Consider the following 19966-nt stretch of genomic DNA (forward strand, 5'->3'; position numbering starts at 1 on the left):
ATGGACCTCATGGCGAAATCCGGTACGACGACCCAGGGGCTGCGCGCGGCGATCGAGCGCAGCGGCTACTACCCGGCCCTCGTGGCCGAGGCGGTGGAGGCCGCCGTGGGCGGCGAGCCGATCTCGTCGTACCTGGTCCACCAGGAGACCACCTTCGACTCCAACGAGGTCCGTCGGCACGTCACCGTCCTCGTCCTGACCGGCAACCGGTTCATCGTGAGCCACACCGACGAGCAGGCCGCCGACGCCGGGTCCCCGTCCCCGTACGCGACCACCTCGACCGAGTCGGTCAAGGTCGCCGGGATCTCCTCCGTGGTGCTCAGCCGCGTCGTCGCCAACCCGGAGTCCTACACCCCGGGCACGCTGCCCCGCGAGGTCGTCCTGACCATCGGGTGGGGCGCGGTCTCCCGGATCGACCTGGAGCCCGCCGCCTGCGGCGACCCGAACTGCGACTCCGACCACGGCTACACCGGCAACTCCACCGCCGACGACCTCAGCCTGCGGGTCAGCGAGGCGGGTGACGGCCCCGAGGCCGTCCGTCAGACCCTCGCCTTCGCGCAGGCGCTCAGCGAAGCCACGGCGGCCACGACCACCCAGGCCGCCCGCTGATGACGTACTCCGCGCAGCAGAACTGGCAGGAGCCGGAGCTGCTGGACCTCTCCGGCGCGCCCGTTCCGCAGTACGGCAGCGGCTCGCTCGCCGATCTGCTGCCGACCCTGGCGGCCGGCCAGGGCGTTCCCGGGCTCACCGCGGGGATCGCCGAGCTGACCCCGGCCGACCGCAACTGCGTGTTCCTGATCGACGGGCTCGGCTGGGAGCAGATCAAGGCCCACCCCGCCGAGGCCCCCTTCCTGACCTCGCTCCTCGGCAGCTCGCGCGGTGGCACCGGCCGCCCGATCACCGCGGGCTTCCCGGCGACCACCGCGACCTCGCTGGCCTCCGTCGGCACCGGGCTGCCGCCCGCCGTGCACGGCCTGCCGGGCTACGCCGTGCGCAACCCGGCGACCGGCGAGCTGATGAACCAGCTGCGCTGGAAGCCCTGGACCCAGCCGAAGACCTGGCAGCCGTACCCGACCGTCTTCCAGCTGGCCGACGCCGCCGGGGTCGCCACCTCGCAGGTGTCCTCCCCGGACTTCCAGCACACCCCGCTCACCAAGATCGCGCTGAGCGGCGGCAGCTTCCACGGCCGGATCACCGGCGAGGACCGGATGGACCTCGCGGCCCTGCGCCTGGCCGCCGGCGATCGCTCGCTCGTCTACACGTACTACAGCGAACTGGACGGCGCCGGGCACCGCTTCGGGGTCGACTCCGACGCCTGGCGCGGCCAGCTGATGTACGTGGACCGGCTCGTCCAGCGCCTGGCCGAGCAGCTCCCGCCGCGCTCCGCGCTCTACGTCACCGCCGACCACGGGATGGTCGACATCCCCTTCGACGAGGACGCGCGCATCGACTACGACGAGGACTGGGAGCTGGGCGCGGGCGTGGCCCTGCTCGGCGGCGAGGGCCGGGCCCGGCACGTGTACGCCGTTCCGGGCGCGCAGGCCGACGTACTGACCGTGTGGCGCGAGGTGCTCGGCGACCGGTTCTGGATCGCGAGCCGTGAGGAGGCGCTGGAACTGGGCTGGTTCGGCCCTCCCGGAGCCTGCGACGAGCGGGTGCTCGGGCGGATCGGGGACGTCGTCGCCGCGGCCCACGCGCAGGTCGCCATCACCGCGTCCCGGACCGAGCCGAACGAGTCCGCGCTCGCGGGCATGCACGGTTCGATGACCGCGGCCGAGCAGCTCGTCCCGCTGCTCGAAGTGCGCACGCCCTAGCGGTCCCGGCCACCCCCGGCCGTCCTACTGCGCCTCCCGCTTCCCGCCTCCGGCCTGTCCCGCGTTCCGCCTCCCGCCCTCCCGATCTCGAAAGGTCCCGTACTTCGCATGCCCGAGCTGGCTTTTTTCTCCGGAACCATGGACTGCGGGAAGAGCACGCTGGCGCTCCAGATCGGGCACAACCGTTCGGCCCGGGGGCTCCAGGGCGTGATCTTCACGCGCGACGACCGCGCGGGCGAGGGCAAGCTCTCCTCCCGCCTCGGGCTGGTGACGGAAGCGGTCGAGGCCTCCGAGGGCATGGACCTGTACGCCTACGTGGTCGCCCAGCTCTCCAAGGGCGGCAAGGCGGACTACGTGATCGTGGACGAGGCCCAGTTCCTGGCGCCGGAGCAGATCGACCAGCTGGCCCGCATCGTCGACGACCTCGACATGGACGTCTTCGCCTTCGGCATCACCACGGACTTCCGGACCAAGCTGTTCCCCGGCTCGCAGCGCCTGATCGAGCTGGCGGACCGCGTCGAGCAGCTCCAGGTCGAGGCCCTGTGCTGGTGCGGCGCCCGCGCCACGCACAATGCCCGCACGGTGGCGGGGGAGATGGTGGTGGAGGGCGAGCAGGTGGTCGTCGGCGACGTCAACCGCTCCCCGGAGGTGGTCGGTTACGAAGTCCTCTGCCGTCGCCACCACCGACGCCGCATGACGAGCTCCGCGGCCCACGCCGGCGCCCTCTCCCCGGACGTCCTCCCGGTCCACCCCGCCTGACCCGTCACCGCTGCTTCCCCCGCGACCCGGGCCGTGGAGGGCGTCGCGGCCGACCTATCATGCGGTGATCATCACGGCATGGGGGGCGGCGCGTGAGCGCGTACACGGGTGGGAACGGTAGCGGTGGCAGAGCCGGGGGCGACGGGCGGCGGCGGGGGTGTGTCGGCTTTCTGCTGTTGCCGTTCCACCTCGCGGGGCGGGTTCACCGGCCCACCCGGCCCGACCGGCTCGTGGACCCGGCCATCGAACGGGCCCAGATCGCCCGTTCGCTCATCGGGCTGTTCGCCACTTTCTGGCTGCTCTACTCCTACCCCGTCAAGGATTCGGCCAAGGGCCTGCTGGAGGAGCGGCTGGTCGAACTGATCATCAGCGCCGGCCTGTTGTTGGTGCTCGCCCCGCTCGTGATCGGTGCGTTCGTGTGTTGTGCGCGGCCGCCCGGTCCGGCCTTCTACCGGCGCAGGCTGCGAGGGCCGCTGATCTCGTTGGGCGTGCTCCTCGCCAGCGCCCTGGTGTTCTGGGCGGGAGTGCTCCAACAGGGGCTGACGACCACGATGTTCGGGGCCGGCGCGCTCGGCATGCTGCTGGCCCCGATCCTCGGGTTCGTCGCGCTCTTCTCCTTCCCCTTCACGCTCGCGTCGGCCGCGCTCGCCGTGCACCACGCCTTCCGCACGGCCGACGTCCACGAGGTGCTGCCGCCGCTGATCTCACCCGTCCTGGTGTGGGGGCTGGCCGTCGTACAGGTCTTCGACGACGGGCCCGTCGACGCCCCGCTCCCCGTCCGGATCCTCTTCCTGCTCGGGCCGCCGCTGTCGGTGACCGCCCTGTCCGGCTGGGAGCTGCGCCGCTTGCGGGTGCGGTACGGGATCACCCTGCGCGCGGCCCTGGGGCGGACCGCGCCCGGGGTCAGCCCGCGGACGCGCCCGGCCGGACGAGGCTGAAGACCGCGCCCTCCGGGTCGGCGACCAGCGCGAGCCGGCCGAGCGGGGCGTCGTACGGGGCGTCGAGCACCCGGCCGCCCAGCTCCACGACCCGCGCCGCGGCCGCGTCGGGGTCGGCGACCTCGAAGAAGGTCATCCAGTGCGCGCCGCGCTCGTGGGGCAGCGCGCGGCCGACGCCGTGCACCGAGGCGACCGGCCGTCCGTGCAGGTGCAGGGTCAGGCGGTCGAGGTCGGGTTCGTCCGCGGCCTCGCCGTCGTGACCGAAGACCGTCTCGTAGAACTTGCCGACGGTCAGCGTCTCCTGCGTGATCAGCTCGTTCCACATCGGCGTGCCGGGGCCGCCGGCCGTCCCGGCGCCCATGTGGCCCTCGGCCTGCCAGATGCCGAAGATCGCGCCCGCCGGGTCCGAGCAGATCGCGACCCGGCCGGCGGCGCCCGCGTCGAGCGGCCCGACCGCGACGGTGCCGCCGCAGGCGCGGATGGCCTCCGCCGTCGCGTCGGCGTCGTCCGTGGCGAGGTACGTCGTCCAGGCCACCGGGAGCTGACGGTCCGACGGCATCTCGCCCATGCCCGCCACCTCGTGGCCGTCCAGCAGCGCCCGGACGTACGGTCCGAGCTGCGCCGGACCCGGGGCGTACTCCCAGCCGAACAGATCGGCGTAGAAATCCTCGGTGGTTCCGAGGCTGTGCACCATCAGGCTCACCCAGCACGGTGTGCCGGGAGTGCGCCGCGTCGCTCCCGCTGCCTCGGTCATGTCAGGTTTCTCCTCCGTCGTACCGCGCCCCGTGTCGGGGCTGATGTTTCCATCCGCGGCACGCTCGCGCGCCCCGACCGGGCCGCTTTTCCGGGTGCTGCGACAGAGATGACCGAAACACCACGGCCCGTCGATGTCCGGCTTGTTACGTGGGCCGACCGGGTGGGGAGGAGGATGTCCCGCATGACTGTGAAGCCCGTGAACTCCGCGATCCTCTCCGCGTCCGCCTTGATGGCCGAACTGGCGGGGGGTCGGCCGCCGGTCCTCCTCGACGTGCGGTGGCAGCTCGGTGGGCCCCGGCTGCGCGACGCCTACGCCGCCGGGCACCTGCCCGGTGCGGTGTACGTCGATCTCGATCAAGAACTCGCAGGTCCCGCGGGGTCGGGCGGTCGGCACCCGCTCCCGGATCCGGAGGCCTTCGGGGCGGTGATGCGGCGGGCCGGGGTCTCGGCCGGGACGCCGGTGGTCGTGTACGACGGGGGTCAGGGCTGGGCCGCGGCCCGGGCGTGGTGGCTGTTGCGCTGGACGGGGCACGGGGACGTCCGGGTCCTGGACGGGGGACTGGACGCGTGGACGGCGGCCGGGGGTGCGGTGACGGCCGAGGTCGTGGTCCCGGTGGAGGGTGATTTCAAGCCAAACCCGGGTGCGGAGGGTGGGGTGGGGCTGCTGGACGCCGACGGGGCGGCGGCGTTGGCCAGGGCCGGAGTGCTGCTGGACGCGCGGGCGGGGGAGCGGTACCGGGGGGACGTCGAGCCGATCGACCGGGTCGGGGGGCACATTCCGGGGGCGCTGTCGGCGCCGACCTCGGAGAACGTGGGGGCGGACGGGCTGTTCCTGGCGCCGGACGTGTTGCGGGCGCGGTTCGCGGGCCTCGGTGCGGGTGAGGAGGGGGTGGCGGTCGGCGTGTACTGCGGGTCGGGGGTGTCCGGGGCGCACGAGGTGCTGGCGCTCGAGGTGGCGGGGATCGGGGCCGCGCTGTACGCCGGCAGCTGGTCGCAGTGGTCCGCCGACCCCGCCCGGCCGGTGGCCACGGGCCCGACCCCGCAGTAGCCCCAGCGGCCCTCGGCCGCGCTCCCCGGCCCCGCCTCAACCTCCGGCGGGGCCGGGGTGGGCGCGCCCGGGCCGTGCCCCGACCTGCCCCGGCGGGGCTTGACCGGGTGCGTCCGGGCTGCGCGCCGCGATGCCTCCGGCGGCGCCTCAATCGCCGGCGGGGCTGGGGTGGGTGCGTCCGGGTTGCGCCCCGGGGTGCCTCCGGCGGCGCCTCAATCGCCGGCGAGGCTGGGGTGGGTGCGCCCGGCTTGCGCGCCGACCTGCCCCGGCGGGGCTGGGGTGGGTGCGTCCGGGCTGTGCGCCGACCGGCCTCCGGCGGCGCCTCAAACGCCGGCGGGGCTTGATTGGGCGCGCCCGGGTTGCGTGCCGTCCTGCCTCCGGTGGGGCAGGGGTGGGCGCGTGTGCGCTGGGGTGCCTCCGGCGGCGCCTCAAACGCCGGCGGGGCTTGATTGGGCGCGCCCGGGTTGTGCGCCGTCCGGCCTCCGGCGGGGCTGGGGTGGGCGCGCCCGGGTTGTGCGCCGTTCTGGCTCCGGCGGGGGTGGGGGCGGCTCGGTTCTGGCGTGGACGGGGTCGGCCCATCGAGCCTCGCCGGCGTTTGAGGCGCCGCCGGAGGCGGGATGGGCCGAGGGCCTGGACGATGGGTCGGGGTCCATCGAGCCTCGCCGCCGGGGTTACTCCTGTTTCTTGCGGCGGGTGCCGAAGACGATTTCGTCCCAGCTCGGGACGGCGGCGCGGCGGCCGGGGCGGACGCCGTCGGCCTCCGCCTGGCGGTCCGTCGTGCCCGTCAGCCGGTCCCGGTGCCCCGCCACGGTCCGCGGCATCAGGACGTCCGCGTACGCGGCCCCCGCACCCGTGCTCGCCGAGGCGGCGGGCGGTTGCTCCGCCACCGGCTCGTCCGGCTCCGGCGGCTCGACGGCGGACGGACGCTCCGGGACGACCAGGTCGCCCCGGAAGCTCGGCACCGCCTCCAGCAGGCTGGTGAGCGAATCCCGCTCCTCCTCCGGCTCCGGCGGGGGCGGCGGCGCGGGCCGCTCCATCTGCCGGTCCAGGGCGCGGTCCAGCGGCCGGTCCCGCGGCAGCCGCGCGATCCTCGGCACGAAGGGGAAGCTCGGCTCCGGCGTCGCCGGCAGGTCGTCCGACTCGCCGATCAGGGAGCGGGCCTCGTCGTCCACGGCCACGACCAGGCGGCGCGGGGGATCGTAGCTCCAGCTCGCGGAGTGCGGTTCGGCCGCGACCCGGTAGACCAGCAGGACCTCCCAGGTGCCGTCGTCGCGGCGCCAGGAGTCCCACTGGACGGAGTCCTTGTCGGCCCCGCGCAGCGTCAGCCGCTCCTGCACGGCCTCGCCGAGCTGGGGTCCGGTGTTGGTGTTCTCGCCGGGACGTCGCACGGAGGTCTTCCGGGCCCGCTCGGCCATGAACGCGCGCTCCGCGAGCACGGGGCCCTCGAAGCGGCGTACCCGGTCGACGGGGATGCCCGCGAGTTGAGCGACCTCCTCCGCGGAGGCACCGGCTCGTATCCGGGCCTGGATGTCGCGGGGGCGGAGGTGGCTCTCCACCTCGATCTCGATCTGGTTCAGGCGCGCGCGGTCGTTGCGCACGGCTGCCCGCAGCCGCTCATCGATCGGAAGGGTGTACTCCGTGCTGTCCGCAGCTTTGAGCACCAGTCGTGTGCCGTCATTGGAGACGGCCACGACACGCAGTTCGGGCATGGGGACCTCCCGGGTGGTGCCTGCCGACGTCACGTGCGTCGCTGCTTCCGCTAGTCGAGTGTGGCCTGCCCGGGTGCAGCCTGCCACAACCTTGCCGAGTTCATCCGGCGTGTCGGGCATGCGCCCTTGATCGCCGTTATGGCACGGTTACCTGTTGGCCACACACAGTGACCAGTCAGTCACTCTGCGCATCAGGAATCCGTGAGATTCCGTGGCATTGCCGGTTTCGAGCGCCGATTCTGCACCAGCCGGCCCCCTCTCCCGAGTCCGGACATCCGAAAGGAAGGACGGCCCCAGGGCTCGCCACAGTACTCCATTCGGGCCATGCGGGTGGACCGCCGCGCCGCCGAACTTGTCCAGGGCGGGGGGAGTTGAAAAGCCGTACTTCCGTACGCGCCTGGACCTCCTTCCGTTTTCAGGTGTCTTGCTTCACAGAATCACCAGAAATGGAACTATCTGTTTCGCTCGGGTGTCAGTAACTGCTGGAAGCACTGAAACGGACGGGATCCGGGCACGCAGAGGATGGGGATGGGTCACAAGACGACGCGGGGCATGGAGACGCTGGAGTCGATCGGGGGTGTGGAGGCGCCGGAGAAGAAGAAGCTGGATCTGAGTGCGGCTCAGGTGGCGGGTTCCTCCCTGGCCACCGTCGCGGCCGCGCTCCTCGCGTCGAAGCTCGGCGTGTACGGGACGATCCTGGGCGCGGGCGTGGTCAGCGTCGTCGCCACCGCGGGCGGTCCGGTGATCGGCCATCTCTTCCGGCGCACCGGCGACCAGTTGCGCGAGACCGCCCGGCCCCGGGCGCGGCAGGTGCCCGTCCTGGACGGGGACGCGTACGGCGGGGCGGGCGACGGTCGCGGTCCCGGAGCCGACGGGGCGCCCACCACCGTCATGCCCGCGGCCGGACCCGGCGGGGTGGCCACGACCGTCATCCCCGCCGTCGGACCCGGCGGGGTGCCCACGACCGTCATGCCCGCCGTCGGGCCGGGGGCCCCGCCGGACGAGGAGTTCACCCGGGGGACCGTCCACGGCACCCGGGTCCGCGGCTGGAAGCGCACGGCGGTCGCCGCGGGCACCGCCTTCGCCATCTCGCTGGGCGGCATCGCGGCGTACGAGGCGCTCTCCGGCGATTCGGTCGCGGACCGGCCCCTGTACACCGCGGTGACCAGCGGCTCCGGGAGCGGCGAGAAGAAGCAGGACCCGCCCGCGACCCCCGACGGGCAGCGCGGCCCGGGCGGCGGGGAGCGCCGGCACGACGAGGGCCCCGGGGCCGGGAGTTCGCCGAGCCCGTCCCGGTCCCACGGGGGCCAGGACCCCGGCCCCGACCCGAGCCCCTCGCACTCCGGCGGCCCGTCGCCGAGCCCCGACCCCTCGCGGTCCAAGGACCCGACGCCCACGCCGACGCCCTCCAAGTCCACGCCGAGCCCGGAGAAGTCCACGCCGCGGGGCGGCGGGGGCGGGGCGACCCCCTCCTGACCCCGGGTCAGTCGCCCAGTACCCGCCGCAGGTAGTCGTTGGCGAACACCCGGTCCGGGTCCAGTCGGTCCCGGAGCGCGGTGAACTCCCCGAAGCGCGGGTAGGCCCGCGAGAAGTACTCCGCGTCCCGGGTGTGCACCTTGCCCCAGTGCGGACGCCCGCCGTGCGCCGTGAAGATCTGCTCGGCGGCGGTGAAGTAGGCGTGGTAGGGCGTGCCCCTGTACATGTGCACCGCGATGTACGCGCTGTCGCGGCCCGAGGCGGTCGACAGGGGTATGTCGTCCGCCGGGGCCGTGCGCACCTCCACCGGGAAGCTGATCCGCAGGCCGGAGCGGTCGACCATCGTCTTCAGCTCCCGCAGCGCCTCCACGACGCGCTCGCGCGGAAGAGCGTACTCCATCTCGACGAACCGCACCCGGCGGGGGCTCGTGTAGACCTTGTACGGGATGTCCGTGTAGGTGCGCGCCGACAGGGCGCGGCTGGCGATCCGGGCGATGCCGGGGATGGCCGCGGGGACCGCGCGGCCCAGGGAGTTGACGACCTGGAAGATCCCGTTGGAGAGCAACTCGTCCTCGACCCAGGCGCTGACCGCGCCGGGCGGGGCGGCGGGGCCCTGGCTGCGGTTGTTGCGCTTGGTGTTGCAGTTGCCGGTGTGCGGGAACCAGTAGAACTCGAAGTGCTCGTTCTCCGCGAAGTGCTGTTCGAACTCGGAGGTCACCCGGTCGAAGGGCATCGGCTCCTCGCGGGCCGTCAGGAAGAACAGCGGCTCCACGGCGAAGGTGAGCGAGGTGACGACGCCCAGCGCGCCGATGCCGAGCCGGGCGGCCGCGAAGACCGCGCGCTCCTCGTCGTTCCCCTTCTCCGAGCAGGTCAGCACCCGACCGTCCGCCGTGACCAGCTCCAGCGCGCGGATCTGCGCGGAGAGCGAGGCGGAGTCGCGGCCGGTGCCGTGGGTGCCGGTGCTGGTCGCCCCGGAGACGGTCTGCTCCATGATGTCGCCCATGTTGGTGAGCGAGAGGCCCTCCCGCGCCAGGGCGAGGTTGAGGTCCTTGAGGGCCGTGCCGGCCGCCACCGTGACCGTCCCGGCGGCCCGGTCGATCTCCCGGATCCCGGTCAGGGCCTGCGGGCGGATCAGGACGCCGTCGGTGGCGGCGGCCGAGGTGAAGGAGTGGCCGGTGCCGACCGCCTTCACCCGCAGGCCGTCCGAGGCGGCCCGGCGGACCGCCTCCTGGAGCTCCCCGACCGAGGTCGGGGTCACGACACGGGCGGGTGTCGCGCTGACGTTGCCCGCCCAGTTACGCCACGCTGCGGTCGGTGCCGTGCTGCTGCCCGGCCGGCTCCTGCCTGCTGTCCGCGCCGTCGGTGTGTCCGCCATCGCTAGAGGGCTCCTCCCCTTGCGCCGGCCTCATCAGCCGGCGGTAACCCGCGAACGCCACCGCCGCCGCGGCGCCCCCCGCCGCGATGGAGACGACGTAGCCGCTGCGCGCCCCGGAGGCGTCGATGACCCAGCCGGCCACGGAGGAGCCGACCGCGACACCGACCGCGAGTCCGGTGCTGATCCAGGTCATCCCCTCGGTCAGCTTCGCGCGCGGTACGTGCGCCTCGATCAGGGCCATCGTGGTGATCATCGTGGGAGCGATGGCGAGACCCGAAACGAAGAGCGCCACGGCCAGAAACGGAAGGTTCCCGGCCAGTAGGAGGGGGATCATACTCACGGCCATCGCACAAATGCCCAGCACCCACCGACGTTCGGCCTTGCCCTTGAGGTGCAGCAGGCCGAAGGTGATGCCCGCGAGGCAGGAACCGAGCGCCCAGACGGCCAGGATCACGCTGGCGAGGGGCTTGTGCCCCCGCTCGTCCGCGAAGGCCAGGGTGGCCACGTCGATCGAACCGAAGATCGCCCCCGTCGCGACGAAGGTGCCCATCAGCACCTGGAGGCCGGGGGAGCGCAGGGCGGAGGTCCGGTCGGTGTGCTCGTCGTGCGGGTGCGGCTCGGGCTCGGTGGCGCGCTGCGCCGTCAGCCACCACACGCCCACCAGCAGGCAGACCGCGGCGAGCAGCGGGCCCGCCTCGGGGAACCAGGTGGTGGACAGGCCGATGGCGATGATCGGGCCGAAGATGAAGCAGATCTCGTCGACCACGGACTCGAAGGAGTACGCGGTGTGCAGGCTCGGGGTGTCCCGGTAGATCGCCGTCCAGCGGGCGCGGATCATCGAACCCACGCTCGGTACGCAGCCCGCGAGGGCGGAGAAGACGAAGAGGGTCCAGTCCGGCCAGCCGTTCGCCGCGGCCAGCAGCAGCCCGGTCACGGCGAGGACCGCGAAGAGGGTGGCGGGGCGCAGCACCCGGCGCTGGCCGTACCGGTCGACCAGTTTGGAGACCTGGGGTCCGACCGCGGCGGCGGAGAGGGCGAGGGTGCCGGTGAGCGCGCTGGCGAGCCCGTACCGCCCGGTTATCTCGGAGATCATCGTGAGGATGCCGACGCCCACCATGGACAGCGGCATCCGGCCTATGAAGCCGGCGGCGCTGAACCCCTTGCTGCCGGGGGCGGCGAAGATCGCGCGGTAGGGACTGGGCAAGGTGCCCTCCGTAAGGGACGTCGGTGGCCCATACAGGTTACGACCGTCGGTGCGGTACCCGCAGGGGGAATCAAAAGGGACAACTTAGGCTGACCTTACCTGCGTGGAGCGGCGAGTTCGACGGGCGAGGTCGTTTCCCGGGCGGCGAGGGCGGGTGGCAGGATTCGAGGCATGTCAGACCAGCACCCCGCCGCCGCCCGCCCCACCGGTACCGGGCCCGCGCCCGCCGGCCCCGCCGCGCCCTACGACGCCCTGCTGCTGCTGTCCTTCGGCGGCCCGGAGGGCCCGGACGACGTGGTGCCCTTCCTGGAGAACGTCACCCGCGGACGCGGCATCCCGCGCGAGCGGCTGAAGGAGGTCGGCAAGCACTACTTCGGCTTCGGCGGGGTCAGCCCGATCAACGGGCAGAACCGCGAACTGCTCGCCGCGCTGCGCGAGGACTTCGCCGCGCACGGACTGGACCTGCCGGTCTACTGGGGCAACCGGAACTGGGCTCCGTACCTGGACGACGTGCTGCGTGAGATCGCCGTCGACGGGCGCCGCCGCGTCGCGGTACTCGCCACCAGCGCGTACGCCTCGTACTCCGGGTGCCGGCAGTACCGCGAGAACCTCGCCGACGCGCTCGCCAAGGTCGAAGCGGAGGGCCTGGAGCGGCCCCGGGTGGACAAGCTGCGGCACTACTTCAACCACCCGGGCTTCGTGCAGCCCATGATCGACGGGGTGCTCGCCGCGCTGGAGTCGCTGCCGCCGCAGGTCCGCGCGGGCGCCCACCTGGCCTTCACCACGCACTCCATCCCGGACTCCGCCGCCGATGCCTCGGGCCCCGTCGCGGACCACACGGAGCACGGCGAGGGCGGCGCGTACGTCAAGCAGCACCTGGACGTCGCGCGCGTGATCGCGGACGCGGTCCGGGCCGGGACCGGGGTCGAGCGGCCCTGGCAGCTCGTCTACCAGTCGCGCAGCGGCGCCCCGCACACGCCCTGGCTGGAACCGGACATCTGCGACCACCTGGAGGCCCTCCACGGGGCCGGCGCCCCGGCGGTGGTCATGGTGCCCATCGGCTTCGTCTCCGACCACATGGAGGTCCTGTACGACCTCGACACGGAGGCCACCGCCAAGGCGGCGGAGCTGGGACTCCCGGTGGCCCGCTCGGCCACCGTGGGCGCCGATCCGCGCTTCGCGGCCGCCGTGCGCGAGCTGCTGCTGGAGCGGGCGGCGGTGGAGCGGGGCGAGCCGGTGGAGCGCTGCGCGCTCGGACTGCTCGGACCGAGCCACGACCTGTGCGCGGTGGGCTGCTGCCCGGCGCGCGCGCCCCGGCCCGCGGCCGCGGGCGCCGACAGTCCGTACGCGGACGCGTGAGGAGCCTGCTGTGACCGCTGAGATCCCCGGCACCCCCGGTGCCCCCGTACTCGACGAACTGCTGGAGCTGGCCCTGGAGGCCGCCCGGCGCGCCGGCGCGCTCCTCAAGGACGGCCGCCCGGCCGACCTGGCGGTGGCCACGACCAAGTCCAGCCCGATCGACGTCGTCACCGAGATGGACATCGCGGCGGAGAAGCTGATCACCGGTCTCCTCGCGGAGCGCCGGCCCGCGGACGGGATCCTCGGCGAGGAGGGCGCGGACACGCCCGGCACCAGCGGGGTCCGGTGGGTCGTGGACCCGCTGGACGGGACCGTGAACTACCTCTACGGCCTGCCCAGCTGGGGTGTCTCGATCGCCGCCGAGTACCGGGGCGAGACGGTCGTGGGCGTGGTGGCCGCGCCGATGCGGGGCGAGACCTACCACGCGGTGCGGGGCGGCGGGGCCTGGACGGGCGGCGTCCGCCTGTCGTGCAGGCCGGCCGCGCCGCTGGACCAGGCCCTGGTGGCGACCGGGTTCGCGTACGTCCAGACGCGGCGCGCGCACCAGGCGGAGGTGGCCCGGCAGATCGTGCCGCTGGTCCGGGACATCCGGCGGGGCGGGTCGGCCGCGCTGGACCTCTGCGACGTCGCCGCGGGCCGGCTCGACGCCTACTACGAGCGCGGGCTGAACCCCTGGGACCTGGCGGCGGGGGACCTGATCGCCCGCGAGGCGGGGGCCCTGACGGGCGGCCGCCCGGGGCGGCCGGCCTCCGGGGAACTGGTCGTGGCCGGTTCGCCGGCCGTCTTCGCCTCGCTCCAGCCGCTGCTCGACGCGGCGGGGGCGTGGCACGACTGAGCTCCGCCGGCCGAGCGGTGCCCGCTTGAACGCCGTCCGGCCCCGGCGCGGAGCGCGCCGGGGCCGGACGGGACGGTCGGAGGGGGTGCGGGTCGGGGGCCGGGGCGCAGGCCCGGGCCGGTGGGCCGGTGGGTCGGTCAGGCGGCGGAGACGGAGACCTGTACCTGCACGCCGTGCTCGGCGGCGAGGCGCTGGAGGTCTTCCAGCTCGGCCTGCTCGACCTCCGCGAGGAAGTCGTCGCCCGCCTCGCGGGCCCGCCTGAGGTCCGTCTGCGTGCTCCTGATGCGCTGCAGGAGACCCGCGGTGAATGCGTCCATGGATGCGCCCCTTCTACGTGGGTCGGCGGCGGCGAGCACGAGGCGCGCCACTGGCATGGAGTGATCGGGGTGTTCTGACGTCCTCCCCGGCACCCTGGGCGCAGAAACCTCGTCAGGCCGGGGAATCCCCGGTCACCCCCCGCCGGAGCGGCTCAGGGGCGCCTTACAGCCGGTTTACGGCTGAAAGGGGCAGGATGGACGACGCAATACACGTGTGCCCTGAAGGGCTCGGAGGAAGGAAACGACGTGCGCGTACTCGTCGTCGAGGACGAGCAGCTGCTCGCCGATGCGGTGGCCACCGGACTGCGCCGCGAGGCCATGGCGGTGGACGTCGTGTACGACGGCGCGGCCGCCCTTGAGCGCGTCGGTGTGAACGACTACGACGTGGTGGTGCTGGACCGGGACCTCCCGCTCGTGCACGGCGACGACGTCTGCCGCAAGATCGTCGAGCTGGGCATGCCCACCCGGGTGCTCATGCTGACCGCCTCGGGCGATGTCAGCGACCGGGTCGAGGGCCTGGAACTGGGCGCCGACGACTACCTGCCCAAGCCGTTCGCGTTCACCGAGCTGACCGCCCGGGTGCGCGCGCTGGGGCGGCGTACGACCGTCGCGCTGCCGCCCGTCCTGGAGCGGGCCGGCATCAAGCTGGACCCGAACCGGCGCGAGGTGTTCCGCGACGGCAAGGAGGTGCAGCTGGCGCCGAAGGAGTTCGCGGTGCTGGAGGTCCTGATGCGCAGCGAGGGCACCGTGGTGTCCGCGGAGCAGCTGCTGGAGAAGGCCTGGGACGAGAACACCGATCCCTTCACCAACGTCGTGCGGGTGACCGTCATGACGCTGCGCCGCAAGCTCGGCGAGCCGCCGGTCATCGTGACCGTGCCGGGCTCCGGATACCGGATCTGATGAGGATGGCCTCGTCTCCGGCGCCGCCATCGGCGCCACCGAAACCGACCTGGGACCCCGGCCAGCCCGAGGGTCCCTTCCCTTGGCTCAGGCCGACGATCCGCATACGCCTCACGCTGCTCTACGGCGGCATGTTCCTGATCGCGGGCATCCTGCTGCTCTCGATCATCTACCTGCTGGCCGCCCAGGCCCTGCGGGAGGGCAACGGCCTCCCGTTCAAGATCGTGGGCGGGACGAAGGTCGAGGTCTCCAGCAGCACCTGTCCCGGCGTGCAGTCGATCGAGCAGTCGCTCGACCGCTTCAACCAGGTGATCACCGAGTGCGTCAACGTTCAGCGCAAGCACGCGCTGGACGACCTGCTCAGCCGTTCGCTGATGGCCCTGCTGGGCCTCAGCATCATCGCGTTCGCCTTCGGCTACGCGATGGCCGGCCGGGTGCTGTCGCCGCTCGGCAAGATCACCCGGACCGCGCGGCGCGTGGTCGGATCGGACCTGACCCGGCGGATCGAGCTCGACGGGCCCGACGACGAGCTGAAGGAGCTGGCCGACACCTTCGACGAGATGCTCGACCGGTTGGAGCGGGCCTTCACCGCCCAACAACGCTTCGTCGCCAACGCCTCGCACGAGCTGCGGACCCCGCTCGCGATCAACCGGACCCTGCTGGAGGTGCACCTCTCCGACCCGGGAGCACCGGTGGAGCTCCAACAGCTCGGCAGGACGCTGCTGGCCACCAACGAGCGCAGCGAGCAGCTCGTCGAGGGCCTGCTGCTGCTCGCCCGCAGCGACAACCAGATCATCGAGCGCAAGCCGGTGGACCTCGCCGAGGTCGCTTCCCGGGCCCTGGACCAGGCGCGCGTCGAGGCGGCGGGCAAGGGCGTGGAGATCCGCGGCGAGCGCGCGCTGGCGGTCGTACAGGGCAACGGCGTGCTCCTGGAGCGGATCGCCCTCAACCTGGTGCAGAACGCCGTCCGGTACAACGTGCCGGAGGGCGGCTGGGTCGAGGTCACCACCGAGGTGCAGCACGGCCAGGCGGTGCTCCTGGTATCGAACACGGGTCCCGTGGTTCCCGCGTACGAGATCGACAACCTCTTCGAGCCGTTCCGGCGGCTGCGCACCGAGCGCACGGGCAGCGACAAGGGGGTCGGACTCGGCCTTTCCATCGCGCGCTCGGTCGCCCGGGCGCACGGCGGCCGCATCCACGCGGAGCCGCGCGAGGGCGGTGGCCTCGTGATGCGTGTCACTTTGCCCATCTGAGACTTCATGCCCGTGTTCGCTCTTGGCTGAATGAAAGAGCGGCCACGGGGGTGGATTCTGTGTGATCGATCACAGTGCCGAGTGGGGGTCCCTGTACGTTCGGTGACCCCTGGGGCGGCCGGAAAGCCCGGGAAGTCCGGGTTTCCGGCCCCCCTGATGGCGGGAAATACACGGGGTGGCGCTCGTGCAAGGCGACCCCCGGACCGTGTACGGTCCCGGTCGTCATCCCAGCTGAACGCCGCCCATGGCGAGCGGCTGGGTGTCGATTGAGTAACAGACCTTGATGTGAGGCAAAATCTCCGCCTCAGGTCGGGCACAAGTCCGGCCTCTCGCGCGTTACGTGCGCTGAGACACCGCTAAATCCCAGAGGGGGAGAGCGAAAAATGGCAACGGACTACGACACCCCACGCAAGACGGACGACGACGTCGACAACGACAGCATCGAAGAGCTGAAGGCTCGTCGTAACGAGAAGTCGTCCTCGACCGTCGACGTCGACGACTTCGACGCCGCGGAGGGCATGGAGCTCCCCGGGGCGGACCTCTCCAACGAGGAGCTGGCCGTCCGGGTCCTGCCCAAGCAGGCCGACGAGTTCACCTGCACCAACTGCTTCCTGGTGCACCACCGCAGCCAGCTGGCGCGGGAGAAGAACGGCCAGCCGATCTGTCGCGACTGCGACTAGGAGCGTCGGCCGTGACGGGCTCGACGCCTTTTCGCAGGCTCCGCCTGCGAAAACAGCATGATGATCCGGTGGAAACGCACGAGGGGGCCACGGACCCGGCAACGGGTCCCGAAGCGCCCGGCGTGCCCGCCTTGCCCTCCGGGGCCGGAGGACTTGAGCCCTCGGCCACGGAGGCTGCCGAAGAGCCGCGGCGAGCCGCTACGGCCCGTCGGCTGGCCGCCGTCAAGAACGGGGTGCGCAAGGGCGGTGAGGGAGTCAGGGCCGCGGCCCTCTTCATCACCGACCGGATCATCGAGAACGCCCCGCGCGTTCCGGTGCGGGACCTCGCGACACTGCGCGCGCAGTTCCCGGACCTGGGTCCCGATCAGCTTGCCGACAAGCTGATCGCGGGCGCCGCCAACGCCAGCTCGACCGTCGGTGCGGGGATCGGTGCGGCGGCGATGCTGCCCGTGCCGCCCGCCATGCCGGCGGAACTGGCCGCGGAGATCACCGGTGTCGCGGCGATCGAGTTCAAACTGATCGCCGAGCTCCACGAGGTCTACGGCCTGCGGCCGCCCGGCACGCTGAAGGAGCGCAGCCTCGGCTACCTCACGGCGTGGACGGAGGAGCGGGGCGTGGACCTCTCCCGGCCCACCACGCTCAACGCCGCCCTAGGCGGCCAGATGAAGCGCGAGCTGCGCCAGCAGATCATGAAGCGGATGGTGCGGAACCTGCCGAACCTCATGCCCTTCATGGTCGGCGCGGCCGTCGGCGCGGTGATGAACCGCCGCGATACCCGCAAACTCGCCGAGAAGGTCCGCAGCGACCTGCGCGGCCGTGCCGTGCCCTGGAGCGCGCTCGCACAGCTGCCGCCCCTGGAGCAGCCCCTCCAGCCCCTTCCCGAGGCCACCAGGGCCGCCCTGGAGGGTCCCGGAGAGAGGCCGCACGGCTGAGGCGCCAGGGACCACCGGGATTCCCGTGCCGAGCGAGGCGACCGAGGCGACCCGATGGGTCGCGCCGGCCGGCCCCCGCGACCTACGAGCGGGCCGCCCGCAGCGCCGCCGCCAGTGCTTGCGGCTCCCGCGTCGAGACGTACACGTACGGCGTCGGGTCCGCGGGGTCGGTGACCTCCACGCGGACCGCCGTCGGCACGTAGCTGCGCATCAGCATGAAGGCGCGGTCATCCGCCTTGTACGTCCGCCAGGCGAGCGCCTCCTCGGCGTCCAGCACCTCGGGTTCCCCGAGGGCCGACACCGGGATCCGGGCGTCCCCGACGCTCAGCGCGCCGTTGACCACGCGGACGCGGGCGGACCCGTACGAGCTCACCCACGCCCCGGCCAGCGCCGTCCCGCCGACCAGCCCCGCCAGCAGCGGCAGGGTGCCCAGCGGCAGCAACATCAGCGCGCACGACAGACCCAGCAATACGGAGATGGCCCACCAGGCGCGGGGGGCGGTCAGTCGTTCGTCGTGGTGCGCGGGGGAGGGCTGCATGCCTCCAAGCTTGGCACGGGGCGACCCGTGGCCGGTGGCGCGGGTAAGGTCTGCGCCTGTGAGTGGACGAAACACAGCGTTGACGCCTCCCCCCGATGCCACGGCGCCGGTGCGGCACCCCGATGCCCCGGCACCCGGTGAGCTCCTCGGTGCGCACTACGAGCACTGTTTCGGCTGTGGCGAGGGGCAGCCGCACGGGCTCCACCTGGAGGCCAGGGCCGGCGAGGGCGTGCGGGTCACCGCCGAGTTCACCGTCAAGCCCGCGCACCAGGGCGCCCCGGGCCTCGCCCACGGCGGCGTGCTCGCCACGGCGCTCGACGAGACCCTCGGCTCCCTGAACTGGCTGCTGCGCGTGATCGCGGTGACCGGGCGGCTGGAGACCGACTTCGTGCGGCCCGTGCCCGTGGACACCGTGCTGTACCTGGAGGCCGAGGTCACGGCCGTCGCGGGACGGAAGATCTACTCCACGGCCGTCGGTCGGATAGGCGGCCCGCAGGGTCCGGTCGCGGTCCGTGCCGAGGCCCTGTTCATCGAGGTCAAGGTCGACCACTTCATCGACAACGGACGACCCGAGGAGATCCGGGCGGCGATGGCCGACCCGGACCAGGCCAAGCGCGCCCGCGCCTTCGAGGTGAACCCCTGATGTCCCAGAACTCCTTCGCGCCCGTCGACGTGCTGATCCGCCGCGTCGACCCCGAGGTGCCCCTGCCCGCCTACGGCCACCCCGGTGACGCGGGCTGCGACCTCGTCACCACGCGGGCCGCGGAACTGGCTCCCGGCGAGCGGGCCGTGCTGCCCACCGGCGTGTCCATCGCGCTGCCCGACGGCTACGCCGCCTTCGTGCACCCCCGCTCCGGACTGGCCGCACGCTGCGGGCTCGCCCTCGTGAATGCCCCGGGGACGGTGGATGCCGGGTACCGTGGGGAAATCAAGGTGATCGTGGTCAATCTCGACCCGCGCGAGAGCGTACGGTTCGAGCGTTTCGACCGCATTGCCCAGCTGGTTGTCCAGCGGGTCGAGAGGGTGCGCTTCCACGAGGTGGCGGAGCTTCCCGGCTCGGCGCGGGCCGAGGGGGGTTTCGGCTCCACCGGTGGTCATGCGGCCGTGGCCGGAACCGGCGCTGGTCAGCAGGGTGGGAATGGCTACGCTTCGGTCGTAACCGACCGGGAAGGACAGTGACGTGTTCGGACGTCGCAAGAAGAACGACTCCGTCAATGACGGGAGCGCGGCCGAGCAGGTCGACGGCATCGGGGCCGAGGGCCAGGACGTCGCCGACGACTCCGCCGCGAGCGAGCCGCGCAGGCTGAACCTGCCGCCGGCCCCGCGTCCGGACGGCCCCTGGGACGACTCCGAGGTCTCGGCTCCGGCCGAGGGCCGGGTCGACCTCGGCGGCATCCTCGTACCGGGTGTCGAGGGCATGGAACTGCGCGTCGAGGTCGCCGGGGACGCGATCGTCGCCGCGACCGTCGTGCTGCACGACAGCGCGGTGCAGCTGCAGGCCTTCGCCGCGCCCAAGAAGGAAGGCATCTGGGGCGAGGTCCGCGAGGAGATCGGCGCGGGCATCACGGCCCAGGGCGGCATCATCGACGAGGTCCAGGGCCCGCTGGGCTGGGAGCTGCGCGCGCAGGTCCCGGTTCCGCTGCCGGACGGCCAGACCGGCGCCCAGCTGGTCCGCTTCGTCGGCGTCGACGGTCCGCGCTGGTTCCTGCGCGGTGTGATTTCCGGCCAGGGCGCGGTGCGCCCCGAGGCCGCCGGGGTGCTGGAGCAGATCTTCCGCGACACCGTCGTGGTCCGCGGCGAGGGCCCGATGGCCCCGCGCGACCCGATCGTCCTGAAGCTGCCGAACGACGCCCAGATGGTGCCGGACGGCGTGCAGACGGAGGAGCAGGAGGGCTCGCGCTTCTCCGGCGGCATGGGCCAGCTGGAGCGCGGACCGGAGATCACCGAGGTCCGCTGAGCAGCGGGCGGACGCCTTCACGGCCGTGGGGGGGGGGGGGGGGGGGGGGGGGGGGGGGGGGGGGGGGGGGGGGGGGGGGGGGGGGGGGGGGGGGGGGGGGGGGGGGGGGGGGGGGG

At 73.1% G+C, this 19966-nt stretch carries 21 protein-coding genes; 15 read left to right on the forward strand and 6 right to left on the reverse strand.

What is annotated here, in order from left to right; translation table 11 throughout:
- The 4 genes from ACZ4UB_RS22765 (at position 1) to ACZ4UB_RS22780 (ending at position 3511) form a co-directional block, all read left to right on the forward strand.
- Positions 1–609, forward strand: a complete 609-nt coding sequence (locus ACZ4UB_RS22765; RefSeq protein WP_354381428.1) for a DUF5998 family protein — start codon at positions 1–3, stop codon at positions 607–609.
- Positions 609–1814, forward strand: coding sequence for an alkaline phosphatase family protein (locus ACZ4UB_RS22770; protein WP_468072620.1), 1206 nt, complete (start codon positions 609–611; stop codon positions 1812–1814). Before ACZ4UB_RS22765 ends, ACZ4UB_RS22770 begins: the two co-directional genes overlap by 1 nt.
- A 108-nt stretch (positions 1815–1922) precedes the next feature.
- Positions 1923–2573, forward strand: a complete 651-nt coding sequence (locus tag ACZ4UB_RS22775) for a thymidine kinase (RefSeq protein WP_354381430.1) — start codon at positions 1923–1925, stop codon at positions 2571–2573.
- A gap of 176 nt (positions 2574–2749) precedes the next feature.
- The gene (locus ACZ4UB_RS22780) at positions 2750–3511 is read left to right on the forward strand and encodes a hypothetical protein (RefSeq protein WP_468072622.1); all 762 of its coding nucleotides are present in this window, start codon (positions 2750–2752) and stop codon (positions 3509–3511) included.
- On the opposite strand, the gene ACZ4UB_RS22785 is transcribed toward ACZ4UB_RS22780, so the two are convergent.
- A complete protein-coding gene (locus tag ACZ4UB_RS22785; protein WP_468072624.1) occupies positions 3477–4265 on the reverse strand; it encodes a VOC family protein in 789 nt (262 codons plus the stop codon). The two genes, ACZ4UB_RS22780 and ACZ4UB_RS22785, sit on opposite strands and share 35 nt — an antisense overlap.
- A 183-nt stretch (positions 4266–4448) precedes the next feature.
- Here ACZ4UB_RS22785 and ACZ4UB_RS22790 point away from each other — a divergent pair, with 183 nt between their 5' ends.
- Entirely contained in the window at positions 4449–5315 is an 867-nt protein-coding gene (locus tag ACZ4UB_RS22790) for a sulfurtransferase (protein ID WP_468072626.1), read from the forward strand.
- Positions 5316–5986: 671 nt separating this feature from the next.
- Here ACZ4UB_RS22790 and sepH read toward each other — a convergent pair.
- Positions 5987–7024 (reverse strand): septation protein SepH, encoded by a 1038-nt coding sequence (gene sepH / locus ACZ4UB_RS22795; RefSeq protein WP_354381436.1) that lies wholly within the window; start codon positions 7022–7024, stop codon positions 5987–5989.
- Positions 7025–7552: 528 nt separating this feature from the next.
- On the opposite strand from sepH, the gene ACZ4UB_RS22800 reads away from it, so the two are divergent.
- Positions 7553–8500 (forward strand): hypothetical protein, encoded by a 948-nt coding sequence (locus ACZ4UB_RS22800; protein ID WP_468072628.1) that lies wholly within the window; start codon positions 7553–7555, stop codon positions 8498–8500.
- Positions 8501–8507: 7 nt separating this feature from the next.
- Here ACZ4UB_RS22800 and ACZ4UB_RS22805 read toward each other — a convergent pair whose 3' ends face one another.
- Together ACZ4UB_RS22805 and ACZ4UB_RS22810 are read right to left on the reverse strand one after the other, a co-directional pair.
- Positions 8508–9875: a D-arabinono-1,4-lactone oxidase gene (locus ACZ4UB_RS22805; protein ID WP_468072630.1), complete on the reverse strand. Its 1368-nt coding sequence runs from the start codon at positions 9873–9875 to the stop codon at positions 8508–8510.
- The gene (locus ACZ4UB_RS22810; protein ID WP_468072632.1) at positions 9796–11079 is read right to left on the reverse strand and encodes an MFS transporter; all 1284 of its coding nucleotides are present in this window, start codon (positions 11077–11079) and stop codon (positions 9796–9798) included. The genes ACZ4UB_RS22805 and ACZ4UB_RS22810 overlap by 80 nt, the downstream gene beginning before the upstream one ends.
- Positions 11080–11250: 171 nt before the next feature.
- Here ACZ4UB_RS22810 and ACZ4UB_RS22815 point away from each other — a divergent pair, with 171 nt between their 5' ends.
- The gene (locus ACZ4UB_RS22815) at positions 11251–12438 is read left to right on the forward strand and encodes a ferrochelatase (RefSeq protein ID WP_468072634.1); all 1188 of its coding nucleotides are present in this window, start codon (positions 11251–11253) and stop codon (positions 12436–12438) included.
- Positions 12439–12448: 10 nt separating this feature from the next.
- Positions 12449–13273: an inositol monophosphatase family protein gene (locus ACZ4UB_RS22820; protein ID WP_468072636.1), complete on the forward strand. Its 825-nt coding sequence runs from the start codon at positions 12449–12451 to the stop codon at positions 13271–13273.
- Between the two features lie 137 nt (positions 13274–13410).
- On the opposite strand, the gene ACZ4UB_RS22825 is transcribed toward ACZ4UB_RS22820, so the two are convergent.
- Complete coding sequence (locus ACZ4UB_RS22825; RefSeq protein WP_354381442.1) at positions 13411–13590, reverse strand: hypothetical protein; 180 nt, start codon at positions 13588–13590, stop codon at positions 13411–13413.
- 246 nt (positions 13591–13836) lie between these two features.
- Between ACZ4UB_RS22825 and ACZ4UB_RS22830 the strand changes: the two genes are divergently transcribed.
- The 4 genes from ACZ4UB_RS22830 to ACZ4UB_RS22845 all read left to right on the forward strand — a co-directional run bounded on the left by ACZ4UB_RS22830 (position 13837) and on the right by ACZ4UB_RS22845 (position 17355).
- Positions 13837–14490 carry a response regulator transcription factor gene (locus tag ACZ4UB_RS22830; protein ID WP_283449645.1) on the forward strand — a complete coding sequence of 218 codons (654 nt, stop codon included), beginning with the start codon at positions 13837–13839 and terminating at the stop codon, positions 14488–14490.
- A 5-nt stretch (positions 14491–14495) separates the two neighbouring features.
- Positions 14496–15743 (forward strand): sensor histidine kinase, encoded by a 1248-nt coding sequence (locus tag ACZ4UB_RS22835; RefSeq protein WP_399261711.1) that lies wholly within the window; start codon positions 14496–14498, stop codon positions 15741–15743.
- 383 nt (positions 15744–16126) lie between these two features.
- Positions 16127–16423: a DUF4193 domain-containing protein gene (locus ACZ4UB_RS22840; RefSeq protein ID WP_283449648.1), complete on the forward strand. Its 297-nt coding sequence runs from the start codon at positions 16127–16129 to the stop codon at positions 16421–16423.
- Between the two features lie 11 nt (positions 16424–16434).
- Positions 16435–17355, forward strand: coding sequence for a hypothetical protein (locus tag ACZ4UB_RS22845; RefSeq protein WP_468072638.1), 921 nt, complete (start codon positions 16435–16437; stop codon positions 17353–17355).
- An 82-nt stretch (positions 17356–17437) separates the two neighbouring features.
- Here the strand turns inward: ACZ4UB_RS22845 and ACZ4UB_RS22850 are convergent, their stop codons facing one another.
- Positions 17438–17893, reverse strand: coding sequence for a DUF3093 domain-containing protein (locus ACZ4UB_RS22850; RefSeq protein ID WP_468072640.1), 456 nt, complete (start codon positions 17891–17893; stop codon positions 17438–17440).
- A gap of 58 nt (positions 17894–17951) precedes the next feature.
- On the opposite strand from ACZ4UB_RS22850, the gene ACZ4UB_RS22855 reads away from it, so the two are divergent.
- Genes ACZ4UB_RS22855 through ACZ4UB_RS22865 form a run of 3 tightly spaced genes read left to right on the forward strand, consistent with a single transcriptional unit; the run spans position 17952 to position 19850 of the window.
- Entirely contained in the window at positions 17952–18536 is a 585-nt protein-coding gene (locus tag ACZ4UB_RS22855) for a PaaI family thioesterase (protein WP_468072642.1), read from the forward strand.
- Positions 18536–19072, forward strand: coding sequence for a dUTP diphosphatase (dut, locus tag ACZ4UB_RS22860; RefSeq protein WP_385778296.1), 537 nt, complete (start codon positions 18536–18538; stop codon positions 19070–19072). Before ACZ4UB_RS22855 ends, dut begins: the two co-directional genes overlap by 1 nt.
- Before the next feature lies 1 nt (position 19073).
- Positions 19074–19850: a DUF3710 domain-containing protein gene (locus ACZ4UB_RS22865; RefSeq protein ID WP_354381448.1), complete on the forward strand. Its 777-nt coding sequence runs from the start codon at positions 19074–19076 to the stop codon at positions 19848–19850.
- The last annotated feature ends 116 nt before the right edge of the window (positions 19851–19966 follow it).

The organism is Streptomyces sp. NPDC028419 (assembly GCF_055565515.1).